The organism is Hyphomonas atlantica corrig. (assembly GCF_000682715.1).
GTDB classification, from domain to species: domain Bacteria; phylum Pseudomonadota; class Alphaproteobacteria; order Caulobacterales; family Hyphomonadaceae; genus Hyphomonas; species Hyphomonas atlantica.
On record NZ_AWFH01000023.1, the window covers coordinates 158,820 to 176,878 of the forward strand.

Sequence of the window (18,059 nt, forward strand, 5' to 3'; positions counted from 1 at the left end):
TCAGTAACCCTCTTCGGTCGCGGGGACGATGGCCGTCTGGTTCAGCAGGAACAGCTCTTCTTCTGTAGGCTCCGCAAATGCATCGAGCGGATTGCGTAGCAAGGCAGGATGCGGCGCGGGCTGTACCAGGCGCGGCGTGATGATGATTACCAACTCGCTTTCCTGACGCTGGTAGCGCTTCGACGAGAATAGCGAGCCGAGCACGGGAATGTTTCCCAACCACGGCGTCTGGCGCACATCATTGGAATAGTCATTTTGCAACAGGCCTGCGATGGCGAAGGCCTGGCCATCATGCAGCTCCACCGTCGTGTCGGCGCGGCGCACGGAGATGCCAGGAATTTCAACATCCGCCGCGCGGATGCCATTGTTTCGGTCCAGCTGGGACACTTCCGGCCGCACGCGCAAATTCACCAGCCCGTCGCCCAGCACAGTAGGCATGAAGTCCAGGCTGACGCCGAACTTCTTGAACTCAACCGTGATCTGACCGTCTTCCGCCGCAACCGGGATCGGAAACTCACCCCCTGCAAGGAAGCTCGCCGTATCGCCGGACAGTGCCACAAGGTTCGGCTCTGCCAGCGTACGCACGATACCCTTCTCTTCAAGGGCGCGAAGCTCGATGTCGATATTCTCGCCGCCGACATTCGTGAACAGCGCCACCGTCTTGGAGGCTAGCCCCGAAACGGTCGATGGTTCTGTCACGGCGACGGCATCCCGACCGTCCATCGTATTGCCAAAACCAATTTCCTTCACGGCGCTGCGGCTGGCTTCAAGGAAGCGCACTTCCAGCAGGACCTGCTGGCTCTGACCCACTGACAGGCCATTTGCCACGCCGCCCGGCACATAGCGCTCAGCCACCTGAACGGCCATGTCTGCGGCGGCGGCGGTTGTCAGCTTGCCATCAAGAAAGATGCCGTCATGCACAGGATACACGTCGATCCGCTCCCCCGGCAAAAGATTGCCAAGGTCAGTGCGCAGCTCATCCAGGCTGAGCTCGACCTCGACATCAATGAGTTCTGAAATTTCGCCAGCTGCGTTGTAGATCAGCACAGTCGTCGCGCCGGGAATCTTGCCGCGCAAAAAGAAAGAGCGATTTGACGTCGCCATTGCCTCGGCAATGTCAGGATCCGCCACGACAAGCGTCGAAAACGCTTCGTCAGCCTCAATCACTGTGGATCGGCCCTTTTGAAGCACAAGGATTTGCGCGTCGGCCGCGCTCGTACGTTCAGTCCACGCATCTGCCGGGGCGACGGCCACGATTGCAATCATCAGCAGGAGGATGGCGTAGGTGATCTTGCTCATCAGCTCGGCTCCTCAGTCAGCAGTATTGGTTTCGATACAGGCGCGGTTACCAGTGTCTCTTTGTCACCATTGATTACGCGCACATTTGCTGTTGTTGCAGGGCGGGGAGCTGCGCGGCGAACGACCGCCTTGCGCGGTGCCGGATCGGCTTTCACTTCGGTAATGACTTCGGCCTTCTCTGCACGCCCTATGAGCGCCAGACCAAGGCTGCCCTGAACGCCGGCTGCACCAAGGCGCAACGCACCATCCTGCGTTACTTCCAGCGTCACCGTGCTCGACGGGCGCGCCCCTTCCAGGCCCGGCTCGAAGGTCTGGTCAATCGCCAGGACCTTGACATTTTTCAGGATAGGACGGGCAATCAGGCGGCTGTTGACACGTACCGCTTCGCCGCCCAGCGTGGCCGCTGACTGGCCGGGCTCTGCCTCGATAAACTCATTGACGTCGACGCGGTCCCCCGGCAGCACAAAGCCGGACACGCCAGTATCACTCCGTACCGTGATAGAGACAGCACGCATGCCCGGCTCAATGGCGGCTGCGAGCGTCACCGTATTTGCCTCTGCGTCCAGCTTCTCAAGCAGGATCGGCTCGCCGGGCAAGATCAGGCCGCGCGCATAAAGCGCCGTTTCCAGATCGGATTTGCGGCCAAGAGTGCCTTCCGGAATGGACGTGGCTGGCCAGTTGAGCGTTTTCACATTGCTGGCGCTGACCTGCTCACCTGGCTCGATGGCTGCGGACGCGACCAGCACGGACGCCATTTCGATTGTGGGTGCACTGACCTGCGCAGCCACGTCATTGGATTCATTTGTCATGTAGTAGCGGCCAAGGAACACAGCCGCGATCCCCAATACCGCGGACAGGCCAAGACTTATTATCGGTGCCAGCTTCATTCTGAATGCCCTCACGCGCGCATTTTGCGCCCTCATCAGCATTCATGATTAATCGCTAGGCGATAAGGTCTCTTGAAGACCTGTTGAAAAATCTTAACCGGGATCAGAAGAGCGCATTAACCATGCGACAATGATTTCCGCCGCGAACGGATTAACGCTTTGCCCGTGTATGTTAAGGCTTGATCCGACTTATGCTGTCAGAATCTCGGCAAACATCTGCGGATCGACATTCCCGCCCGTAACCATCACGCCAACACGCTTGCCTTTCACATCCTCCGGGAGATGATGCAAGGCGGCCGCCAGCGCTGCAGCGCCACCCGGCTCAGCCACGATCTTCAGGCAACGAAACGCAGATTGCATGGCGCTGCGCACATCTGCGTCGCTGGCGCGCAAGCCCCCGCTCAACAAGCGCGAACCCAGGGCAAACGTCAGATCTCCCGGCGCGGGCGTCAGGATCGCATCACAGAATGATCGCGTGCCCGGCGCGTTAGAGACAATCTTCTTTGCTTCAAGTGAGCGCGCCCAATCATCATGGTTTTCCGGTTCTGCTGTCCAGATGCGCGTACTTGGCGACATCTGCTCGAAAGCCAGCGCGATACCCGTAATCAGTCCGCCGCCCCCGGCACAGCAGATCAAATGGTCCAGCGGCGCATCCCGCTCCGCCATCTGGCTGGCAAATTCCAGCCCGGCGGTTCCCTGCCCGGCGATTATGTCGGCATCATCGAAACTCGGCACGACAATAGCGCCGCGTGCTTCCGCAATCTGGGCAGCTATCTCCTCACGGCTTTCCGTATCCCGATCATAGAAATGGATCTCGGCACCATCAGCCTCGACACCATCCACCTTGATGCGCGGCGCATCGGACGGCATCACGATCAAGGCGGGCATATCCAGAAGCCGCGCAGCCCTCGCGACACCCTGCGCATGATTGCCGGATGAAAATGCGACAACGCCTGCGGCGCGCCGGGCTTGAGGAATTTGCGCAAGGCGGTTCATCGCTCCGCGGATCTTGAAGCTGCCTGTCACCTGAAGGCACTCAGCCTTGATGAACAGTTCCGCGCCCGACATGTCATCAAGCGCCTTGTGCGTCAGAACCGGTGTCTCGCGCACCACATGTTGCACGCGCTCATGCGCGGCAAGCACGTCATCAAAAGTCGGGAGAGTTTGCGTGGTCATGGCGCAGGCCTAGACCGAACCGGCCCGGCCTGCAATCCAGTGGGGCTTACGACAATTTGTCGAGCATCGCCTTGGCAACCGCCTTGGCTTCATCGCCGATTTCATCATTGTCGAGCGCGTATCCCAGCACGGCTTCGAAATATCCAATCTTGGACCCGCAATCGTAATCCTGCCCTTCAAACTCGTAAGCATAGAAGGACTGGGTTTCCATCAGGCGATCCATGGCATCTGTCAGCTGGATCTCACCGCCTGCGCCCTTGCCCTGATTTTCAAGCAGCTCGAAGATTTCCGGCTGCAGGATATACCGACCCGTAATTTTGAGATTGGAGGGCGCATCGGCAACTGGCGGCTTTTCCACCATGCCGGTCATCTCGATCAGGCGACCATCGCGGCCACCTTCCTTCGGTGCGATCACGCCATAGGACGACACACGCTCCATTGGCACCTGGTCCACAGCGATAACATTGCCGCCGACCTTGTCATAGGCCGACACCATCTGCGCGAGGCAGGATGGGCTACCCTTCACCAGGACATCCGGCAAGAGCACGGCAAACGGCTCATCGCCGACGATATCTTTCGCACACCATACCGCATGCCCCAGACCGAGCGGCGACTGCTGGCGAACAAAGCTGGCTGAGCCCGCCGGCAAAGTCGTCTCATTTACCTGCTGCAGGATCGCGTCCTTGCCTTTGGCTTTCAGAGCTTCTTCGAGTTCGTAGGCGATGTCGAAATAGTCCTCGATCGCGCCTTTGTTCCGGCCGGTAACGAAGACAATGTGCTCAATCCCCGCTTCCAGAGCCTCATCGACGACGTACTGGATGGCAGGACGGTCAACAACCGGCAGCATTTCTTTCGGGGTGGCCTTGGTCGCCGGCAAGACCCGGGTGCCGAAACCGGCCACTGGAAGAACAGCTTTTCTTACGCGCATGAAACAAGAAGCTCCTTGATGCTCAACACAAGGGCCCACAGCCCCTTTTGACAAGGGTGTAGCCGTGCTGAGCCTTAGATGTCGTTAATCTGGCACAAGAAAGTGCCGCTAAATCCTAGTTCAGACCGAGATTGAACAGGCTTAACGCGGCAACACTACAAGCAAGTGACAAAACGAGGATCATGGTCAGCGAGCTCTTCACTGACGGCGCGCGGTGCACCTGCAATTCCGATTCGAGCAATGATTGCAGGCGACGGGCCGGTGACGGCGTTGCGACGTAATCCTCGCCACCACGCGAAACCTGTCCACGCGACTGAGACGATACGCGACGCTCTACTTTTTCGGTCTCTTCCGGTTTTTCCTTCGGTAGGGCCATCTGAATACTCCACGCCTTTAGGTAGAGTGTAACAGGCGAGACCTAACCGTTACCTAACAGAAAGCAATTGAGTTAATGCCAATCCGCGATCGGTCCGCAAAAAACACCGCCATTCGGCACTTCGAATCCCCGGTCGCACCGCAATGTGCTCTCAGATTCGGCATCGGGCAGCACGACAAACGTGGTCATGCGTGACTGACTTGTTTCGCTCGTAGAGGTAACAGACTGAACGCCATCATTGCGCGTCGTCGCTGATGCGGAAAAGCTGCCTGAAATCGCGATTGCGACACCGGTGGACAAGATCTCTTTGAGCATGGCGCGACGTCATCCTTAACGATGCAGAAACCAGTCTTCCAACGCGGAAGACGCGCGCTATACCCCCTGTTGAGAAAAACGCAAGCTTAAAGCGGGCTAAGAGAATGCCCACCATCCACAACGAGGGTGGATCCGGTCATGTAACTACCCTCTTCCGACGCGAGAAGAAGCAGCGGCGCGTTCAACTCCTCGTAGTTTCCAAACCGCCGCATCGGCACTCGTTTTGCCATGCGCTGGCCCGCTTCGGAGTCGAGGAACTCGTCGTTGATCGCGGTTTTGAAATAGCCCGGCGCGATGGCGTTCACGCGAATTCCGTGCCGCGCCGCTTCCAGCGCCATCGTGCGGGTCAAATGGTCCACCGCGGCTTTGGATGCAGAATATGCCGAGATCATGTTCGATGGGCGCAGTGCGGTAATGGATGCGATATTGATGATCGATCCTTTGACCTCTGCCTGCATCATCGCTTTTGTCGCGTATTTCGCCACGCGCCAGACACCGGTCAGGTTGGTCTCGATCACCGTGTCCCAGTCCTTTTCCGGCATATCCCAATACCACCCCTCACGTGACATGCCTGAATTATTCACGATCACGTCGCACGGGCGGCCCAACGCCTCGCGAATCTCCGCAAACGCGCCCGTCACGCTATCTTCGGAGGTGACATCCATTTCGACCGGAAGGGCTTTCCCGCCTCGCTGCTGAATCTCTCCGGCAACCTCTTCCAGCTTATCAAGACGACGCGCCGCCAACACGACATACGCACCTGCATCCGCCAATACACCGGCAAAATGACGGCCCAATCCGCTCGACGCACCTGTTACCAATGCGGTCTTATTAGCTAAACTCAACAATCTCATGCCCTCCGATGCAAAATTTCGTATTGCGCGCCGCAATATTTTTCCTCTATCCCAGCGTTATGAAAATATCTGTGCTGAGGGAACGACGAGCTGGTGAGACCCGTGTGGCGGCTACACCAGAAACCGTCAAGAAGCTGGTGGCCTCTGGCCACTCTGTCACAATCGAGTCCGGAGCGGGCACTGTCGCAGGGTTCCCTGACGACAGCTTCACCGATGCGGGCGCCACCATTGCAGCCGATGCGTCGGCTGCGGCCAAGGGTGCGGACATTGTCTTCAAGGTGCGCGCACCTGAAGCCGATGAAGTCGGTGCCCTGCCGGAAGGTGTCGCCCTGATCGCCCTGATGGACCCCACCAATCTGGACGCTGCGCCGCTGAACGGGAAAAAGATTGCGGCGCTGTCCATGGAATTCACCCCGCGCATTACCCGCGCACAAAGCATGGACGCCCTGTCGTCCCAGTCGAACCTCGCGGGCTATCGTGCTGTCATTGAAGGCGCGCAGACCTATGGCCGCGCCATGCCGATGATGATGACCGCTGCGGGCACGATTGCCCCGGCCAAGGTATTCGTCATGGGCGCTGGGGTTGCCGGCCTCCAGGCCATCGCCACCGCTCGCCGTCTCGGTGCAGTCGTGACTGCCACGGATGTGCGCCCTGCTGCCAAAGAACAAGTAGCCTCGCTTGGCGCGAAATTCATCGCGGTCGAGGATGAGGAATTCAAGGCGGCTGAAACTGCGGGCGGTTACGCCAAGCAGATGTCACCAGAATACCAAGCAAAGCAGGCCGAACTCACGGCCAGCCACATTGCCAAACAGGACATCGTCATCACGACCGCCCTGATTCCGGGCCGCGCCGCGCCGGTCCTGGTGACTGAAGACATGGTGAAAACGATGAAGCCGGGTGCGGTCATCGTGGACATGGCGGTCAGCCAGGGTGGCAACTGCCCGCTGTCCAAGCCGGATGAAGTTGTTGACGTGAATGGCGTGAAAGTGGCCGGGTTCTCCAACCTGCCCGCTCGCCTCCCGGCAGATGCCTCGTCCCTGTACGCCAAGAACCTTGTCGCCTTCCTGCCGCTGGTCACAGCCGAGGATGGCAGCCTCAATCTCGACACCGAAGACGAAATCGTCACCGCCATGCTGCTAACGCGCAATGGTGCGACGGTGAACGAAAGGATCCAATCATGAAGCGCGCACTCCTGACGCTTTCAGCGGCCAGCTTCGCGCTGCCCGCCTTCGCAGATGCCGGTGGCATCGACTCCACAGTCTTCCTCGCCGCGATCTTCGCCCTGGCATGCTTTGTCGGCTATTATGTTGTCTGGTCGGTGACGCCGGCCCTGCACACGCCTTTGATGGCTGTGACGAACGCCATTTCATCCGTAATCATTGTCGGCGCGCTCGTCGCGGCTGCCACGGTCGGCCTCAGCTCCGACAATTGGGTTTCCAAGACCCTCGGCACGGTCGCCGTGATCCTCGCCAGCGTGAACATCTTCGGCGGCTTCCTCGTCACCCAGCGCATGCTGGCCATGTACAAGAAGAAGGGGGACTAAGACATGGACTCCTTCCAAACCACTTGGGCGCCGCTGCTCTATCTCGTTGCCGGCATCCTCTTCATCCTGGCCCTGCGCGGCCTTTCCAGCCCAGCCACCAGCCGCGCGGGCAACCGCAATGGCATGATCGGCATGGCCATCGCTGTGGCGACCACGCTGGCCCTCGTCTGGAACCAGCTTGATCTTGAAACCTGGGGCCTGATCCTCGGCGGCGTCGCCATCGGCGGCACGATCGGCGCAATCATCGCCCGCAAGATCCCGATGACGGACATGCCGCAGCTGGTCGCTGCCTTCCACAGTCTCGTCGGCCTCGCCGCCGTGCTCGTGGCGGCTGCGGCGCTGTACTCGCCCATCAGCTTCGGCATTGCGGGCCTCGAAGGCATCAAGGCCGCATCGCTCATCGAACTCGGTCTCGGCTCCGCCATTGGTGCCCTGACCTTTACCGGCTCGCTGATCGCGTTTGCGAAGCTGAACGGCAACATGTCCGGCGCGCCCATCATGCTACCGGCCCGTCACCTGCTGAACATCCTGATCGGTGTCGGCATCGTGGCGCTGCTGGTCGTTCTGATCCAGACGCATGGCCAGGCCCAATGGGCCTTCTGGGGGCTTACGGTCCTCGCGCTGATCCTCGGCATCACGCTGATCATCCCGATTGGCGGCGCGGACATGCCGGTCGTCGTGTCCATGCTGAACTCCTATTCGGGTTGGGCTGCAGCGGCGCTGGGCTTCACGCTCGGCAATTTCGCCCTGATCATCACCGGCGCACTCGTCGGCTCGTCCGGGGCGATCCTGTCCTACATCATGTGTAAGGGCATGAACCGCAGCTTTATCTCGGTCATCCTCGGCGGCTTTGGCGGCGACGATGCGGCCGCGGGTGCGGCCGGTGCAGATGCCGACCGTCCGTTCAAGCGCGGCTCGGCCGAAGATGCGGCCTTCATCATGAAGAACGCCTCCAAGGTCATCATCGTGCCCGGCTACGGCATGGCGGTGGCACAAGCCCAGCACGCGCTGAAGGAGATGGCCGACAAGCTGAAGGAAGAAGGCGTCGAAGTGAAATACGCCATCCACCCCGTTGCGGGCCGGATGCCGGGTCACATGAACGTCCTGCTGGCCGAGGCGCAGGTGCCTTATGACGAAGTCTTCGAACTGGAAGACATCAATTCGGACTTCCGCAATTCCGAAGTCGCGTTCGTCATCGGTGCGAATGATGTGACCAACCCGGCCGCAAAGACCGACACGACCAGCCCGATCTACGGCATGCCGGTCCTGGACGTCGAAAACGCCGGCACAGTCCTCTTCATCAAGCGCTCCATGGGCTCCGGCTATGCCGGCATCCAGAACGAGCTTTTCTTCCGTGACAACACAATGATGCTGCTCGCAGACGCGAAGAAAATGGTCGAGGATATCGTGAAGAACCTCTAGCGGGCTCTGAGCTCAGCGAAGCGGCGCGTCGCTGAATCGTCCCGCTCGCAAATCTGATCGGCCGCTCTCTGTTTGAGGGCGGCCGTTCTGCATTCCACGGTCTCGCCATCCAGCCCCCAATCCGGCGCAATCTCCGCCAGTGGCTCCATCACGAAACGGCGCTCCTGCATGCGTGGATGAGGAATGGCAAGGGTCTCGGTATCCATCTCCACACCGGGCATCAGCAGCACATCCAAATCCATTTCGCGCGGGCCCCAGCGCTCACGCGCCTGACGCCCCAGCTCCGCCTCAACGGCCTTGCAGGCATGGAGCAACTGCATCGGTCCGAGATCGGTTTCAATGAGCAGGCAGAGATTGAGAAAGTCCGGTTGGTCTTCAACGCCCCAGGGCGCGCTGGCATAGAGGCCGGAGATTGCGGTCACCTCAATGCCCGGCATCTGCTCCAGCAGCGCCACAGCGCGTGACAGCGCCGCCTCCCGGTCACCCAGATTGGTGCCGAGACCAAGCGCCGCCTCAGCCATTGCGGGCCCGCGTGATGGACACGCCGACATGGTCCACCAGATGCCGGATCGGCGCGGAGGGCTTGCGCACGGTCACGGTGACCTCTTCCACAATGTCCCACTTCTGCAGGATGGCATCCGCGATGCGCTCGGCGAAGGTTTCGATCAGATTGAACACGGTCTTGCCGGACAATTCCTCCGCCAGATCACAGACCTCGCCATAATGGACCGTCTCTTCCATCAGGTCGGTCGAAGTGGCGGGCTGCCCAAGGCGGCAGTCGATGTCGATGAAGAATTTCTGCCCGAGGGATTTCTCCGCCTTGTGGACGCCGTGGAAGCCGTGGAGGCAGAGATTGGTAACGAAGATACGGTCGGTCACTTGGCACTCCTGATGGCCTGATACATGTCGAGCGCCTCGCGGTGGGCCGCCACATCATGCACTCGAAGAATTGTCGCGCCCCGGTAGACGCTATCGAGGCCCGCCGCAAGCGTGCCGACAAGCCGCTCTCCGACAGGATTGCCTGTCAGGCGGCCGATAAAGGATTTGCGCGAGACCCCCACCAGCACCGGACAGCCGGTCTCCACCATCACACCCAGATGGGCGAGAACCTCGAAATTCTGCTCGTATGTCTTGGAAAAGCCGACACCGGGATCCAGCAGGATGTGCGCGCGCGGAATGCCTGCGCGATCAGCGCTCTCGAAAGCGCGTCCGATAAAGTCGGCCATATCCTGGCGTAGATCGATGTCGGCATTTATCGCGCCGCGATTATAAGTGATGCACACAAGGCTCTCGGTCTCTGCCACGGCGTCGGCCATTTGCGCATCACGGGTCATGCCCCAGACATCATTGGCCAGCACCGCGCCAGCCTCGGCCGCGCGTCGGACGATCTCTGCCTTGTAGGTATCGATCGAGACCGGCAACGCCTCCTCTGAGGCAAGTCGGGCGATCGGCTCGGCAACACGCGCCCATTCATCCTCCAGGCTAACTGCTTCGCCGCCCGGCCGGGTTGACTCGCCGCCAATGTCCAGAATGTCCGCACCCTCGATCCGCATTTGCTCGGCATGGGAGAGGGCGCGCGCAAGGGAGTCGTGCACGCCGCCATCTGAAAAGGAATCGGGCGTCACATTGAGGATGCCCATGATCAGCGGGTCGCCCGTTCTAAGACGTGCCAGCAACCGGTCCCGAACCGCAATTCGCGTGTCCCTGTCCATCAGCGCATCCTTTCTGGGCCGAAGGCTTAGCCGGTGCGCTTTCGTCAAACAATGATCCAGCTGTCGCAATCCCCCGCACTTTCAGGGTTTTTGGGTAAGATAACAATGTGCCCTGCCGCCCCAATCCGGCGCGTGCGCCCCGGAGCTATCATGAGCTTGGTCGGCTTTTCTGGCGATTGCGCCGATCATTAAAAGGTCCGGAGCCCCACAAGACGAAATCTGGCTCGTCTTCAAGGCTCCCGGCGGATGGACAGCGCTCCCGCGTGCACACGGGGCCACCCAATTCCATCCAACATACCAAAACGGCCCCAGCCAACGGAGCTTCGCTCCATCCGCCAAGGACCGATCAGGCAGAAACCGGACGGGCAATTACCCGGTCCGGCTTTTCATGCTGCACTATTGCTTGGTTTCGACGCCAGGATCATTCTGTGAATAAGCGTCTTCCAGCTCCTGCGTATCCGGCGCGGGCGTCTTGGCGCCAGCCTTGGTCGCCTCTGCGCCGGTGTCCGCATTCAGCGTCCCCGGGGCATTGGGGTGGCGACCATCGCGCGGCATCAGGACCGGATTGTTGCCTTCGTCGAGACGTTGGGCACGCTCTGCTGCCGTGCCGGGTGCGTCCGGGCGATCTTTCTGTCCGTCATCTCTCAGGAAGCCATGTTCGCCGTCTCGGGGCTGGTCAGCGGTTTCGCGAAAGCCTGCCTGGTTGGTGTCATCGCGTCCGGGCGTCTCGCCCTCTCCGCGCTGTTGGCTCAAATCGTTTCGGCGCTGGGGATCAATATCTGTCTCGTACTTGCTCATGATGGTCTCCTTTCAGAGAACCAACGGGCCGAACAGCATGGATGTTCCGACGGTTCTAACGGTCGGGTTGTTAAATGGTCGTAATTGGAAAAAAGTCTTCGCTGGGGCGTCAGGCATTCCGATCCGGAAATCGATCCTCGATCGGTTTTTTGCCGCCACGCGTCAACGGAAGGAAAGAATGGTGTGCCCTACAGGGGTCGAACCTGTGACCTACTGATTAAAAGTCAGTTGCTCTACCGACTGAGCTAAGGGCACGCCGGAACGCGCGATTTAGGCGACCAGAACGGTCGGGTCAACCGCCTCTTGCACCCTATGGCTTGAAGTCGCCACAATTTTCGCATCACCCTCGCCAGATGAGACGTATATGGCCCCTAATTCCTGTGATTCTTCTGGTTGGCGCCTGCGCCAGCCAACCTGCACCTGTTCAGCAGAAGACCGATTCGGATGGCAATCTGACGGAAAATGTCGGAGACGCTGCCGGCAGCGCCTACACCCAGACACGTGACGGCCTTGGCGATGCGGCCCTGTCTCCGCTGGAAGATCTGAATCTGCGCCGCCAGCCTATTCCGGAAATCCTGAAAGGCGTCGAAAGCCCCTACAAGCTGCCGCAGGAAATGACCTGCGAACAGATCACGGCGCAGATTGCGGCACTCGACGCGGTGCTTGGCCCTGACTGGGATACGCCTGTTCCTGACGAGCGGCTGCGCACCGAGAAACTTGCTGATTCTGCGTCAGACGCCACGCTGGGCGCGATTGCGTCAGAGGCGCGTGGTCTGATCCCGTTCCGCGGCATCGTGCGCAAGGCCACCGGCGCGGAAAGCTATGAGAAGAAATACAACACCGCCTTCAAGATCGGCGCTCAGCAGCGCGCCTACCTGAAAGGAATGGGACTGGCCAAGGATTGCCCCCTGCCCGCCCGGCCGGACTTTACTGCAAAGCGGGACCCCACAGCGGTTACCTATAAGGGGGATACCCCCACTGCTCCGAACGAGCCCGCCGCCTATGATGCCTACCAGCAGAAGCAGCTGGACAATCTTACGCCCGTTCATCCTTCGGACTAGATTTCGTCGACGCCCAGGCTGTCTGCAAACGCGTGCGCAGCGCCTCAAACCGCCCTTCGGCGATGGAGGCGCGGATTTCCTGCATCAACGCCTGAAAGAACGCGGTATTGTGCCAGCTTAGCAGCATCGGCCCGAGATACTCGCCGGCCTTGAACAGGTGGTGATAGTAAGCGCGGGAATAGTCCTGGCTCGCCGGGCAGTTCACAGCCTCATCCAGCGGAGACACGTCTTCGGCAAAACGCGCATTCTTCACGTTCACCGGCCCATCCCAGGTCCAGGCCTGACCATGACGCCCTGACCGGGTCGGCAACACGCAGTCAAACATGTCGATCCCGCGCGCAACGCTCTCGACCAGGTCAATCGGCTTTCCGACGCCCATCACATAACGCGGTAGATGATCCGGCAGATGCGGGACCGTCATGTCGATCGTGGCGCACATCTGATCATGCCCCTCTCCTACGGCAAGACCGCCAAGCGCGAGACCACCAAAACCTTGCGAGACGACCCCCTTGGCGGATTTCTCCCGGAGGTCTGCATAGTTCGACCCCTGAATAATTCCAAAAAGGGTCTGCGCGTCGCGGTCACCGAAGGCATCCAACGAACGCTGGCCCCAGTCCAGCGACAAATCGAGACTGCGCTCGGCCTCTTCATGGGTACAGGGATAATCTGTGCATTCATCCAGCTGCATGGAGATATCGGCACCAAGCAGGTCCGCCTGAATCTCGATGCTGCGCGCGGGCGTCAGCCGATGAGTGGAGCCATCAATATGGCTCTGGAAGGTCACCCCATCCGGATCCATCTTGCGCAGCTGCGCCAGCGACCAGACCTGAAAGCCGCCACTATCGGTCAGCATCGGACCATTCCAGTGCGCAAAAGCATGCAAGCCACCAAGACGCTGCACGCGCTCAGCGCCCGGTCGCAGCATCAGGTGATAGGTGTTGCCGAGGATGATATCCGCCCCGGCATCCTTCACCTGATCCATGTAGAGCGCCTTCACCGTGCCGGCTGTGCCGACAGGCATGAAGGCCGGCGTGCGAATGTCGCCGCGCGGTGTTTTCAGAACGCCAGTCCGGGCCTTGCCCTCAGTGGCGGAGATTTCGAAAGGAAAAACTGCCATATCGGCGCTATAGGCGCTCTGGTGCGGCCTGCCTAGACGCGCCTACAGCCGATAGATGCGTCGGGCGGTTTCGCTGAACAGGGCGCGCTGCTCCACTTCCGAATATTTTGCGGCAATCTTCTTCAGCCCGTTCCACAAGACTGAATAGCTGAGCGACCAGCGGTCGACCGGGAAATTGCTCTCGAACATGCATCGCGCCGCGCCGAAGCAATCGATCATGTGATCATAATAGCGCGCCTGCGCCTCCACGAACTCGTCCGAGGTCGGCGGCGTCTCCCGCTCGTGCCAACCCCAGCCATTGTCGGGCATGGCGAGACCGCCCAGCTTGGCGACCACGTTCGGGCAATGCGCAAGGTCGGCCATATCGTCCTGCCATTGTTCGAAAATTTCCTCGCGCTTGTCGGCATAGGGTCCGATTCCGATGGGCGTGCCGAAATGGTCGAGCACCATCGTCGTGTTCGGAACCGCCTTCACAAGATCGAGGTAATCGCGGTTTTGGTGGTGATAGTGCCAGGTGTCATAGGACAGGCCATGCTCCCCCAGCAGCTGAACTCCGCGGCGGAAATCATCATCCGCATAAAGGCGTTCCGGCGCCCGGCCGGGAATGCGCAACGTCGCGCCGCTCGTGTCGCGCGAGCCAGCGTGGCGAATACCGCGGAAGAGCCCCTTGGCGGCCTCCATGTGGGCCTGCAGCACCTCTTCCAGATGCGAACTGCGCAGGTCAGCATGGCCAACTATGCCCGCGATATAGGGTCCGCCTTTCGTCTTCATCTGCTCCGCCGCCGCAACGATGAATTCTGTTTCACCGACGGGTTTCAGATGGTCTGGCCCGTCTTCGCGGTACGCCGCGCCGCATTCCATGAAAACGGTCTGCACAATCTTATGCCCACTGGTCAGGTCGCTCAGGAATTCCGGCACGTTGTAGTGCATATCGGCCTGGGGCCAGAGATGATGATGCGGATCGACGATTTCGCGGTCAGGGTCGATGATGTCTTCCTGAACCTGTGCCAGCCAGTCGCTATTGTTGAATACCATCTGCGTCCTCCTGTTTTTGCAGGAGTGTGCGGCCCAGAAACGTGAAAGGCCAGCCCGAAGGCTGGCCAATCGCAAAATCTGTTGTGTCCGGAGATCAGAACTCGATTTCTGCCCCGACCAGTTCCGGCAATTGCAGGATGATCAGCAGGTCGCGCATTTCCTGACGCGCTGCGACATGGCTCATCGTGAAGGATACGTTGGAGCCCTTCTCTGTCAGGTCCAGCAGGGTCAGGCCGGCCGGGAAGAGTTCGCGGTAGATCACACGCTCTGACAGGCCGGGCGCGAGGCGGAAACCGATCCGCTTCGAAAGATTCGTCAGCGCCTCACCGACGCGTTCCTTGTTGCGTGCAGCCAGCGGTGACATGCGGTTGCGCATCACGATCCAGTCAATCGGACGACGCGAGGTCTGCGCCTTCTTCTTGCGGCAGGACCAGACCATTTCGGAGTAGAAACTCGGACGCAGAACTTCCAGCGTCTGCGGGTTCACATCGCCCAGCAGGTCAAAATCCACAAAGCTGTCATTCAGCGGCGTGATCAGCGTGTCTGCATTCACATGCGCCAGTCGGGACAGATAGGTGTCGCCTCCCGGACCATCGATGATGATGAAGTCACACGCCTTTTTCAGGCGCGCTACACTGCTGAGGAAGCGTTGGGTTTCTTCGGACTCCGCCTTGTCGAGATCGCGCTCTGTCGAGGCATCCACACGCACGATTTCCGGCATTGGAAGCTTCGCACCGGTGGACTGCATCCAGCGCAGGCGGTTTTCGAGATAACGCGTCAGGCTGCGCTGGCGCACGTCGAGGTCGATGACGCCGACTTTCTTGCCCATCCGCATCAAAGCGACCGACAAATGCATTGACACCGTGGACTTGCCTGCACCGCCCTTTTCATTGCCCACGACAATGACACGGGCCTCGCGCTGCTGCGCTGACAGGTCCGGGCCGCTTACCGTTTCGAGCGGTGCGAATCCATCAGCGGGCATTACGGGCGACTCCTTCAGGGGTATTTCAGCAATTCAGGGTTCAGGCGACGTGGGACATCTCGGCGCTGGCCGGCTTGCCTCTGCTGATCACATCCATGAACAGGTCGGCATCTTCCAGCGGCGCTTCGCCGTAATGTGCAGCCATCGGCTCGCCATCGAAGAGAACATCGTCAGACATGATCGGACCGAACGCAGCCTGCATCGGCAGCTCAGCGCTGACGGGGGCGTGCGCCGCAATGTCGGTCAACAGGCCACGGAGGCTGGAGAGTGTGGTGGAAACACGGCCCAAATCACGGGAATACAGCTCGGCAGATTCGGTGACCGGGCTGCCATCGCGGTCAAACATCCACTCGTCGACCGACGGGTTCAGATACTCTGTAATCGGCTCTGGCATGGCCGTTACAGCTTCCCTGGACTTGCCTGCAGCCAGTCGGAGACCGATAGAAAGCGCGAAGGTTTTAAGCGGAGCGAGAATGCGATGTGTCATGAGTTAGAAATTCCTCCGAATGGGTTAACAACGCGTTTACGAAATCCTCTGGCAGAGTGTTTTAAACAATCCTCAGACGGGAAGTTTTCATAGTGAATTCGACGACAGGTAAGTTAACGGCAGCCGTTCGCTCGCGCGCCGAATTGCAACAACAGGTTCGGGCATGGCGCCAAGCCGGTGAAACTATTGGATTTGTTCCGACGATGGGCGCCCTGCATGGCGGACATCTTTCTCTTGTGGAAAAAGCCGGCCGACATGCCACGAAAACCATCGCCAGCATCTTCGTGAACCCCACACAGTTCGCACCGGGCGAGGATTTCGACACTTATCCCCGGGACGAATCGGCAGATCGGGCAAAACTCGATTCGGCTGGCTGCGACCTGGTCTATCTGCCTACAGTCGAGGAAATGTATCCGGAGGGCACGCGCACCAATGTGCGTGTCGAGCAAATGTCGGATCTGCTGGATGGCATTTACCGCCCCCACTTCTTCTATGGTGTGGCCACGGTCGTGGCGCGCCTGTTCCTGCATGTTCAGCCGGATGTCGCCGTGTTCGGCGAAAAGGATTACCAGCAACTCCAGATCATCCGCCGCATGGTGAAGGACCTTGGCTTTCCCATTGAGGTTCTTGGCGGGGAAACGACGCGCGACGCCGATGGCCTGGCCCAGTCGTCGCGCAATCTCTACCTGTCGCCGGAAGAGCGCCGCGCAGCCGGAGCGATGCAGGCCGCGCTTCACCGCGCAGCCATGCGCCTGTCCATCGGCGCGATGCCGTCTGACGTGCTTCAGGAGGCCCGCGACCTGATCATGGCGTCAGGCTTTCGTGAGATGAACTATGTCAGCCTGGTCGATCCCGCTTCATTGGAAGACCTGCCAGACGCGCCCCTGCCCCACGGAACGGTTGCTCGCCTGCTCGGCGCAGCCTGGCTCGGCAAGACGCGTCTGATCGACAATATCAGTGTGACGCGGTGAAATCCGACAAGGCGGCCAGAACGGCCTGATTGTCCTCAGCTGAGCCAACCGTAATGCGCAGACGTGACGGCAGACCGTAGCCGCCGACCGCACGCACCAGAATGCTGCGCGCCTTGAGGAAATCATTGGCCCCACTCGCGCGCTCGGCCGTGCCGAAATCCGGCAGGATGAAATTCGCATCACTTTGCGGCGTGGGAAGCCCCATTGCATTCAGCGCCTCCGTCATGCGGGTGCGCCATTCAGAATTGTGATCCCGGCTTTTTGTCAGGAAGTCAGCGTCGCGAATGCTCGCCATGCCGGCAGCGACGGCGAGGCCGTTCACATTGAAGGGGCCGCGGATACGCTGGTAAGTCGCCGCGATTTCTTCCGGCATGTAGGCCCAGCCCAAACGCAGCGCGGCAAGGCCGTGGATCTTTGAGAAAGTGCGCATCATCACGGTGTTGGCCTTGCGGTCCACGAGGTCGCGAATCTGCGCCTCATAATCCGGTCCGACATATTCGGCGTAGGCCCCATCGACCACGAACAGCACGTGCGGCGGGAGCGCGTCTTGCAACTGCTTCAACGCCTCGACGGGCATCATGGTGCCCGTTGGGTTGTTCGGGTTCGCGAGGAACAGGATCTTTGTCCGCTCAGACACCGCGCCGAGAATGGCATTCACGCCTGCGGTCAAATCTGTCTCTGGCACCGTCACAGGCGTTGCGCCATGCGAAAGCGCAGAAACGCGGTACATGGAAAAGGCGTGCTCGGTGAACAGGATTTCGTCGCCCGGCCCGGCATAGCTTTGCGTCAGAAGGTGGATGATCTCATCGGACCCCGCGGAGACCACCACACGGCTCGCATCTGCGATTCCTGCTGCCTCTGCGATCGTTTCCCGCAAGGCGCGGTATTCAGGATCGGGATAGACATGCACATCGCCTGCTACGGCTTTCATGGCCTCGATAGCCTTGGGGCTCGGCCCGAACGGGTTCTCGTTCGAAGCAAGCATGATCACGGGGCCTGTGGCGCCGGCGAGTTTGCCACCGGGCACATAGGGCTTGGTCTGGGCGATATGCGGGAGAGGCTTGATCTGGGTCATCGCCGCGCGACTTACACGAAA

General features: G+C 60.0%; 21 protein-coding genes and 1 tRNA gene. 5 read left to right on the forward strand and 17 right to left on the reverse strand.

From position 1 onward, the window contains the following. The 7 genes from HY36_RS10715 to HY36_RS10745 form a co-directional block, all read right to left on the reverse strand. On the reverse strand, positions 1-1,299 hold the full coding sequence (locus HY36_RS10715; protein WP_051602706.1) for a type II and III secretion system protein family protein: 1,299 nt from the start codon (positions 1,297-1,299) through the stop codon (positions 1-3). Continuing rightward, entirely contained in the window at positions 1,299-2,186 is an 888-nt protein-coding gene (cpaB, locus tag HY36_RS10720) for a Flp pilus assembly protein CpaB (protein WP_162175986.1), read from the reverse strand. Before cpaB ends, HY36_RS10715 begins: the two co-directional genes overlap by 1 nt. 189 nt (positions 2,187-2,375) lie before the next feature. Next, a complete protein-coding gene (locus HY36_RS10725) occupies positions 2,376-3,362 on the reverse strand; it encodes a threonine ammonia-lyase (protein ID WP_035552347.1) in 987 nt (328 codons plus the stop codon). Between the two features lie 46 nt (positions 3,363-3,408). Next, complete coding sequence (galU, locus tag HY36_RS10730) at positions 3,409-4,290, reverse strand: UTP--glucose-1-phosphate uridylyltransferase GalU (protein ID WP_035552350.1); 882 nt, start codon at positions 4,288-4,290, stop codon at positions 3,409-3,411. 115 nt (positions 4,291-4,405) lie between these two features. Continuing rightward, a complete protein-coding gene (locus HY36_RS10735; RefSeq protein WP_035552351.1) occupies positions 4,406-4,666 on the reverse strand; it encodes a hypothetical protein in 261 nt (86 codons plus the stop codon). 72 nt (positions 4,667-4,738) lie between these two features. Continuing rightward, positions 4,739-4,981 (reverse strand): hypothetical protein, encoded by a 243-nt coding sequence (locus HY36_RS10740; protein WP_035552353.1) that lies wholly within the window; start codon positions 4,979-4,981, stop codon positions 4,739-4,741. Between the two features lie 86 nt (positions 4,982-5,067). After that, positions 5,068-5,835 (reverse strand): SDR family NAD(P)-dependent oxidoreductase, encoded by a 768-nt coding sequence (locus tag HY36_RS10745; RefSeq protein WP_035552356.1) that lies wholly within the window; start codon positions 5,833-5,835, stop codon positions 5,068-5,070. A gap of 59 nt (positions 5,836-5,894) precedes the next feature. Between HY36_RS10745 and HY36_RS10750 the strand changes: the two genes are divergently transcribed. The 3 genes from HY36_RS10750 to HY36_RS10760 are packed head-to-tail and all read left to right on the forward strand — an operon-like array spanning position 5,895 to position 8,800. Continuing rightward, positions 5,895-7,016: a Re/Si-specific NAD(P)(+) transhydrogenase subunit alpha gene (locus HY36_RS10750; protein WP_035552601.1), complete on the forward strand. Its 1,122-nt coding sequence runs from the start codon at positions 5,895-5,897 to the stop codon at positions 7,014-7,016. After that, positions 7,013-7,378, forward strand: a complete 366-nt coding sequence (locus HY36_RS10755; RefSeq protein WP_081806150.1) for a proton-translocating transhydrogenase family protein — start codon at positions 7,013-7,015, stop codon at positions 7,376-7,378. Before HY36_RS10750 ends, HY36_RS10755 begins: the two co-directional genes overlap by 4 nt. Positions 7,379-7,381: 3 nt before the next feature. Beyond that, the gene (locus HY36_RS10760; RefSeq protein ID WP_035552358.1) at positions 7,382-8,800 is read left to right on the forward strand and encodes an NAD(P)(+) transhydrogenase (Re/Si-specific) subunit beta; all 1,419 of its coding nucleotides are present in this window, start codon (positions 7,382-7,384) and stop codon (positions 8,798-8,800) included. Here the strand turns inward: HY36_RS10760 and folK are convergent. The 5 genes from folK to HY36_RS10785 all read right to left on the reverse strand — a co-directional run bounded on the left by folK (position 8,797) and on the right by HY36_RS10785 (position 11,565). After that, the gene (gene folK, locus HY36_RS10765) at positions 8,797-9,321 is read right to left on the reverse strand and encodes a 2-amino-4-hydroxy-6-hydroxymethyldihydropteridine diphosphokinase (RefSeq protein ID WP_081806151.1); all 525 of its coding nucleotides are present in this window, start codon (positions 9,319-9,321) and stop codon (positions 8,797-8,799) included. The genes HY36_RS10760 and folK overlap by 4 nt on opposite strands. After that, a complete protein-coding gene (folB, locus tag HY36_RS10770) occupies positions 9,314-9,679 on the reverse strand; it encodes a dihydroneopterin aldolase (RefSeq protein WP_035552361.1) in 366 nt (121 codons plus the stop codon). The genes folK and folB overlap by 8 nt, the downstream gene beginning before the upstream one ends. Further along, positions 9,676-10,512, reverse strand: a complete 837-nt coding sequence (gene folP, locus HY36_RS10775; protein WP_035552363.1) for a dihydropteroate synthase — start codon at positions 10,510-10,512, stop codon at positions 9,676-9,678. Before folP ends, folB begins: the two co-directional genes overlap by 4 nt. A gap of 396 nt (positions 10,513-10,908) precedes the next feature. Continuing rightward, positions 10,909-11,310: a hypothetical protein gene (locus HY36_RS10780; protein WP_035552367.1), complete on the reverse strand. Its 402-nt coding sequence runs from the start codon at positions 11,308-11,310 to the stop codon at positions 10,909-10,911. Between the two features lie 179 nt (positions 11,311-11,489). After that, positions 11,490-11,565 (reverse strand) — tRNA-Lys (locus tag HY36_RS10785). Between the two features lie 98 nt (positions 11,566-11,663). Here HY36_RS10785 and HY36_RS17840 point away from each other — a divergent pair. Continuing rightward, complete coding sequence (locus HY36_RS17840; protein WP_155841858.1) at positions 11,664-12,371, forward strand: hypothetical protein; 708 nt, start codon at positions 11,664-11,666, stop codon at positions 12,369-12,371. Here HY36_RS17840 and tgt read toward each other — a convergent pair. From tgt to HY36_RS10810, 4 genes are all read right to left on the reverse strand, one after another. Then, entirely contained in the window at positions 12,346-13,488 is a 1,143-nt protein-coding gene (gene tgt / locus HY36_RS10795; RefSeq protein WP_035552369.1) for a tRNA guanosine(34) transglycosylase Tgt, read from the reverse strand. The two genes, HY36_RS17840 and tgt, sit on opposite strands and share 26 nt — an antisense overlap. Before the next feature lie 42 nt (positions 13,489-13,530). Further along, positions 13,531-14,523, reverse strand: coding sequence for an amidohydrolase family protein (locus tag HY36_RS10800; protein WP_035552373.1), 993 nt, complete (start codon positions 14,521-14,523; stop codon positions 13,531-13,533). A gap of 94 nt (positions 14,524-14,617) precedes the next feature. After that, positions 14,618-15,505: a division plane positioning ATPase MipZ gene (locus HY36_RS10805; protein WP_051602708.1), complete on the reverse strand. Its 888-nt coding sequence runs from the start codon at positions 15,503-15,505 to the stop codon at positions 14,618-14,620. Between the two features lie 40 nt (positions 15,506-15,545). After that, positions 15,546-15,992, reverse strand: coding sequence for a hypothetical protein (locus tag HY36_RS10810; RefSeq protein ID WP_035552375.1), 447 nt, complete (start codon positions 15,990-15,992; stop codon positions 15,546-15,548). Between the two features lie 92 nt (positions 15,993-16,084). Between HY36_RS10810 and panC the strand changes: the two genes are divergently transcribed. Continuing rightward, positions 16,085-16,963, forward strand: a complete 879-nt coding sequence (gene panC, locus HY36_RS10815; protein ID WP_035552377.1) for a pantoate--beta-alanine ligase — start codon at positions 16,085-16,087, stop codon at positions 16,961-16,963. Here the strand turns inward: panC and hisC are convergent. Continuing rightward, positions 16,947-18,038 carry a histidinol-phosphate transaminase gene (gene hisC / locus HY36_RS10820; RefSeq protein WP_035552380.1) on the reverse strand — a complete coding sequence of 364 codons (1,092 nt, stop codon included), beginning with the start codon at positions 18,036-18,038 and terminating at the stop codon, positions 16,947-16,949. The two genes, panC and hisC, sit on opposite strands and share 17 nt — an antisense overlap. Positions 18,039-18,059 lie beyond the last annotated feature (21 nt).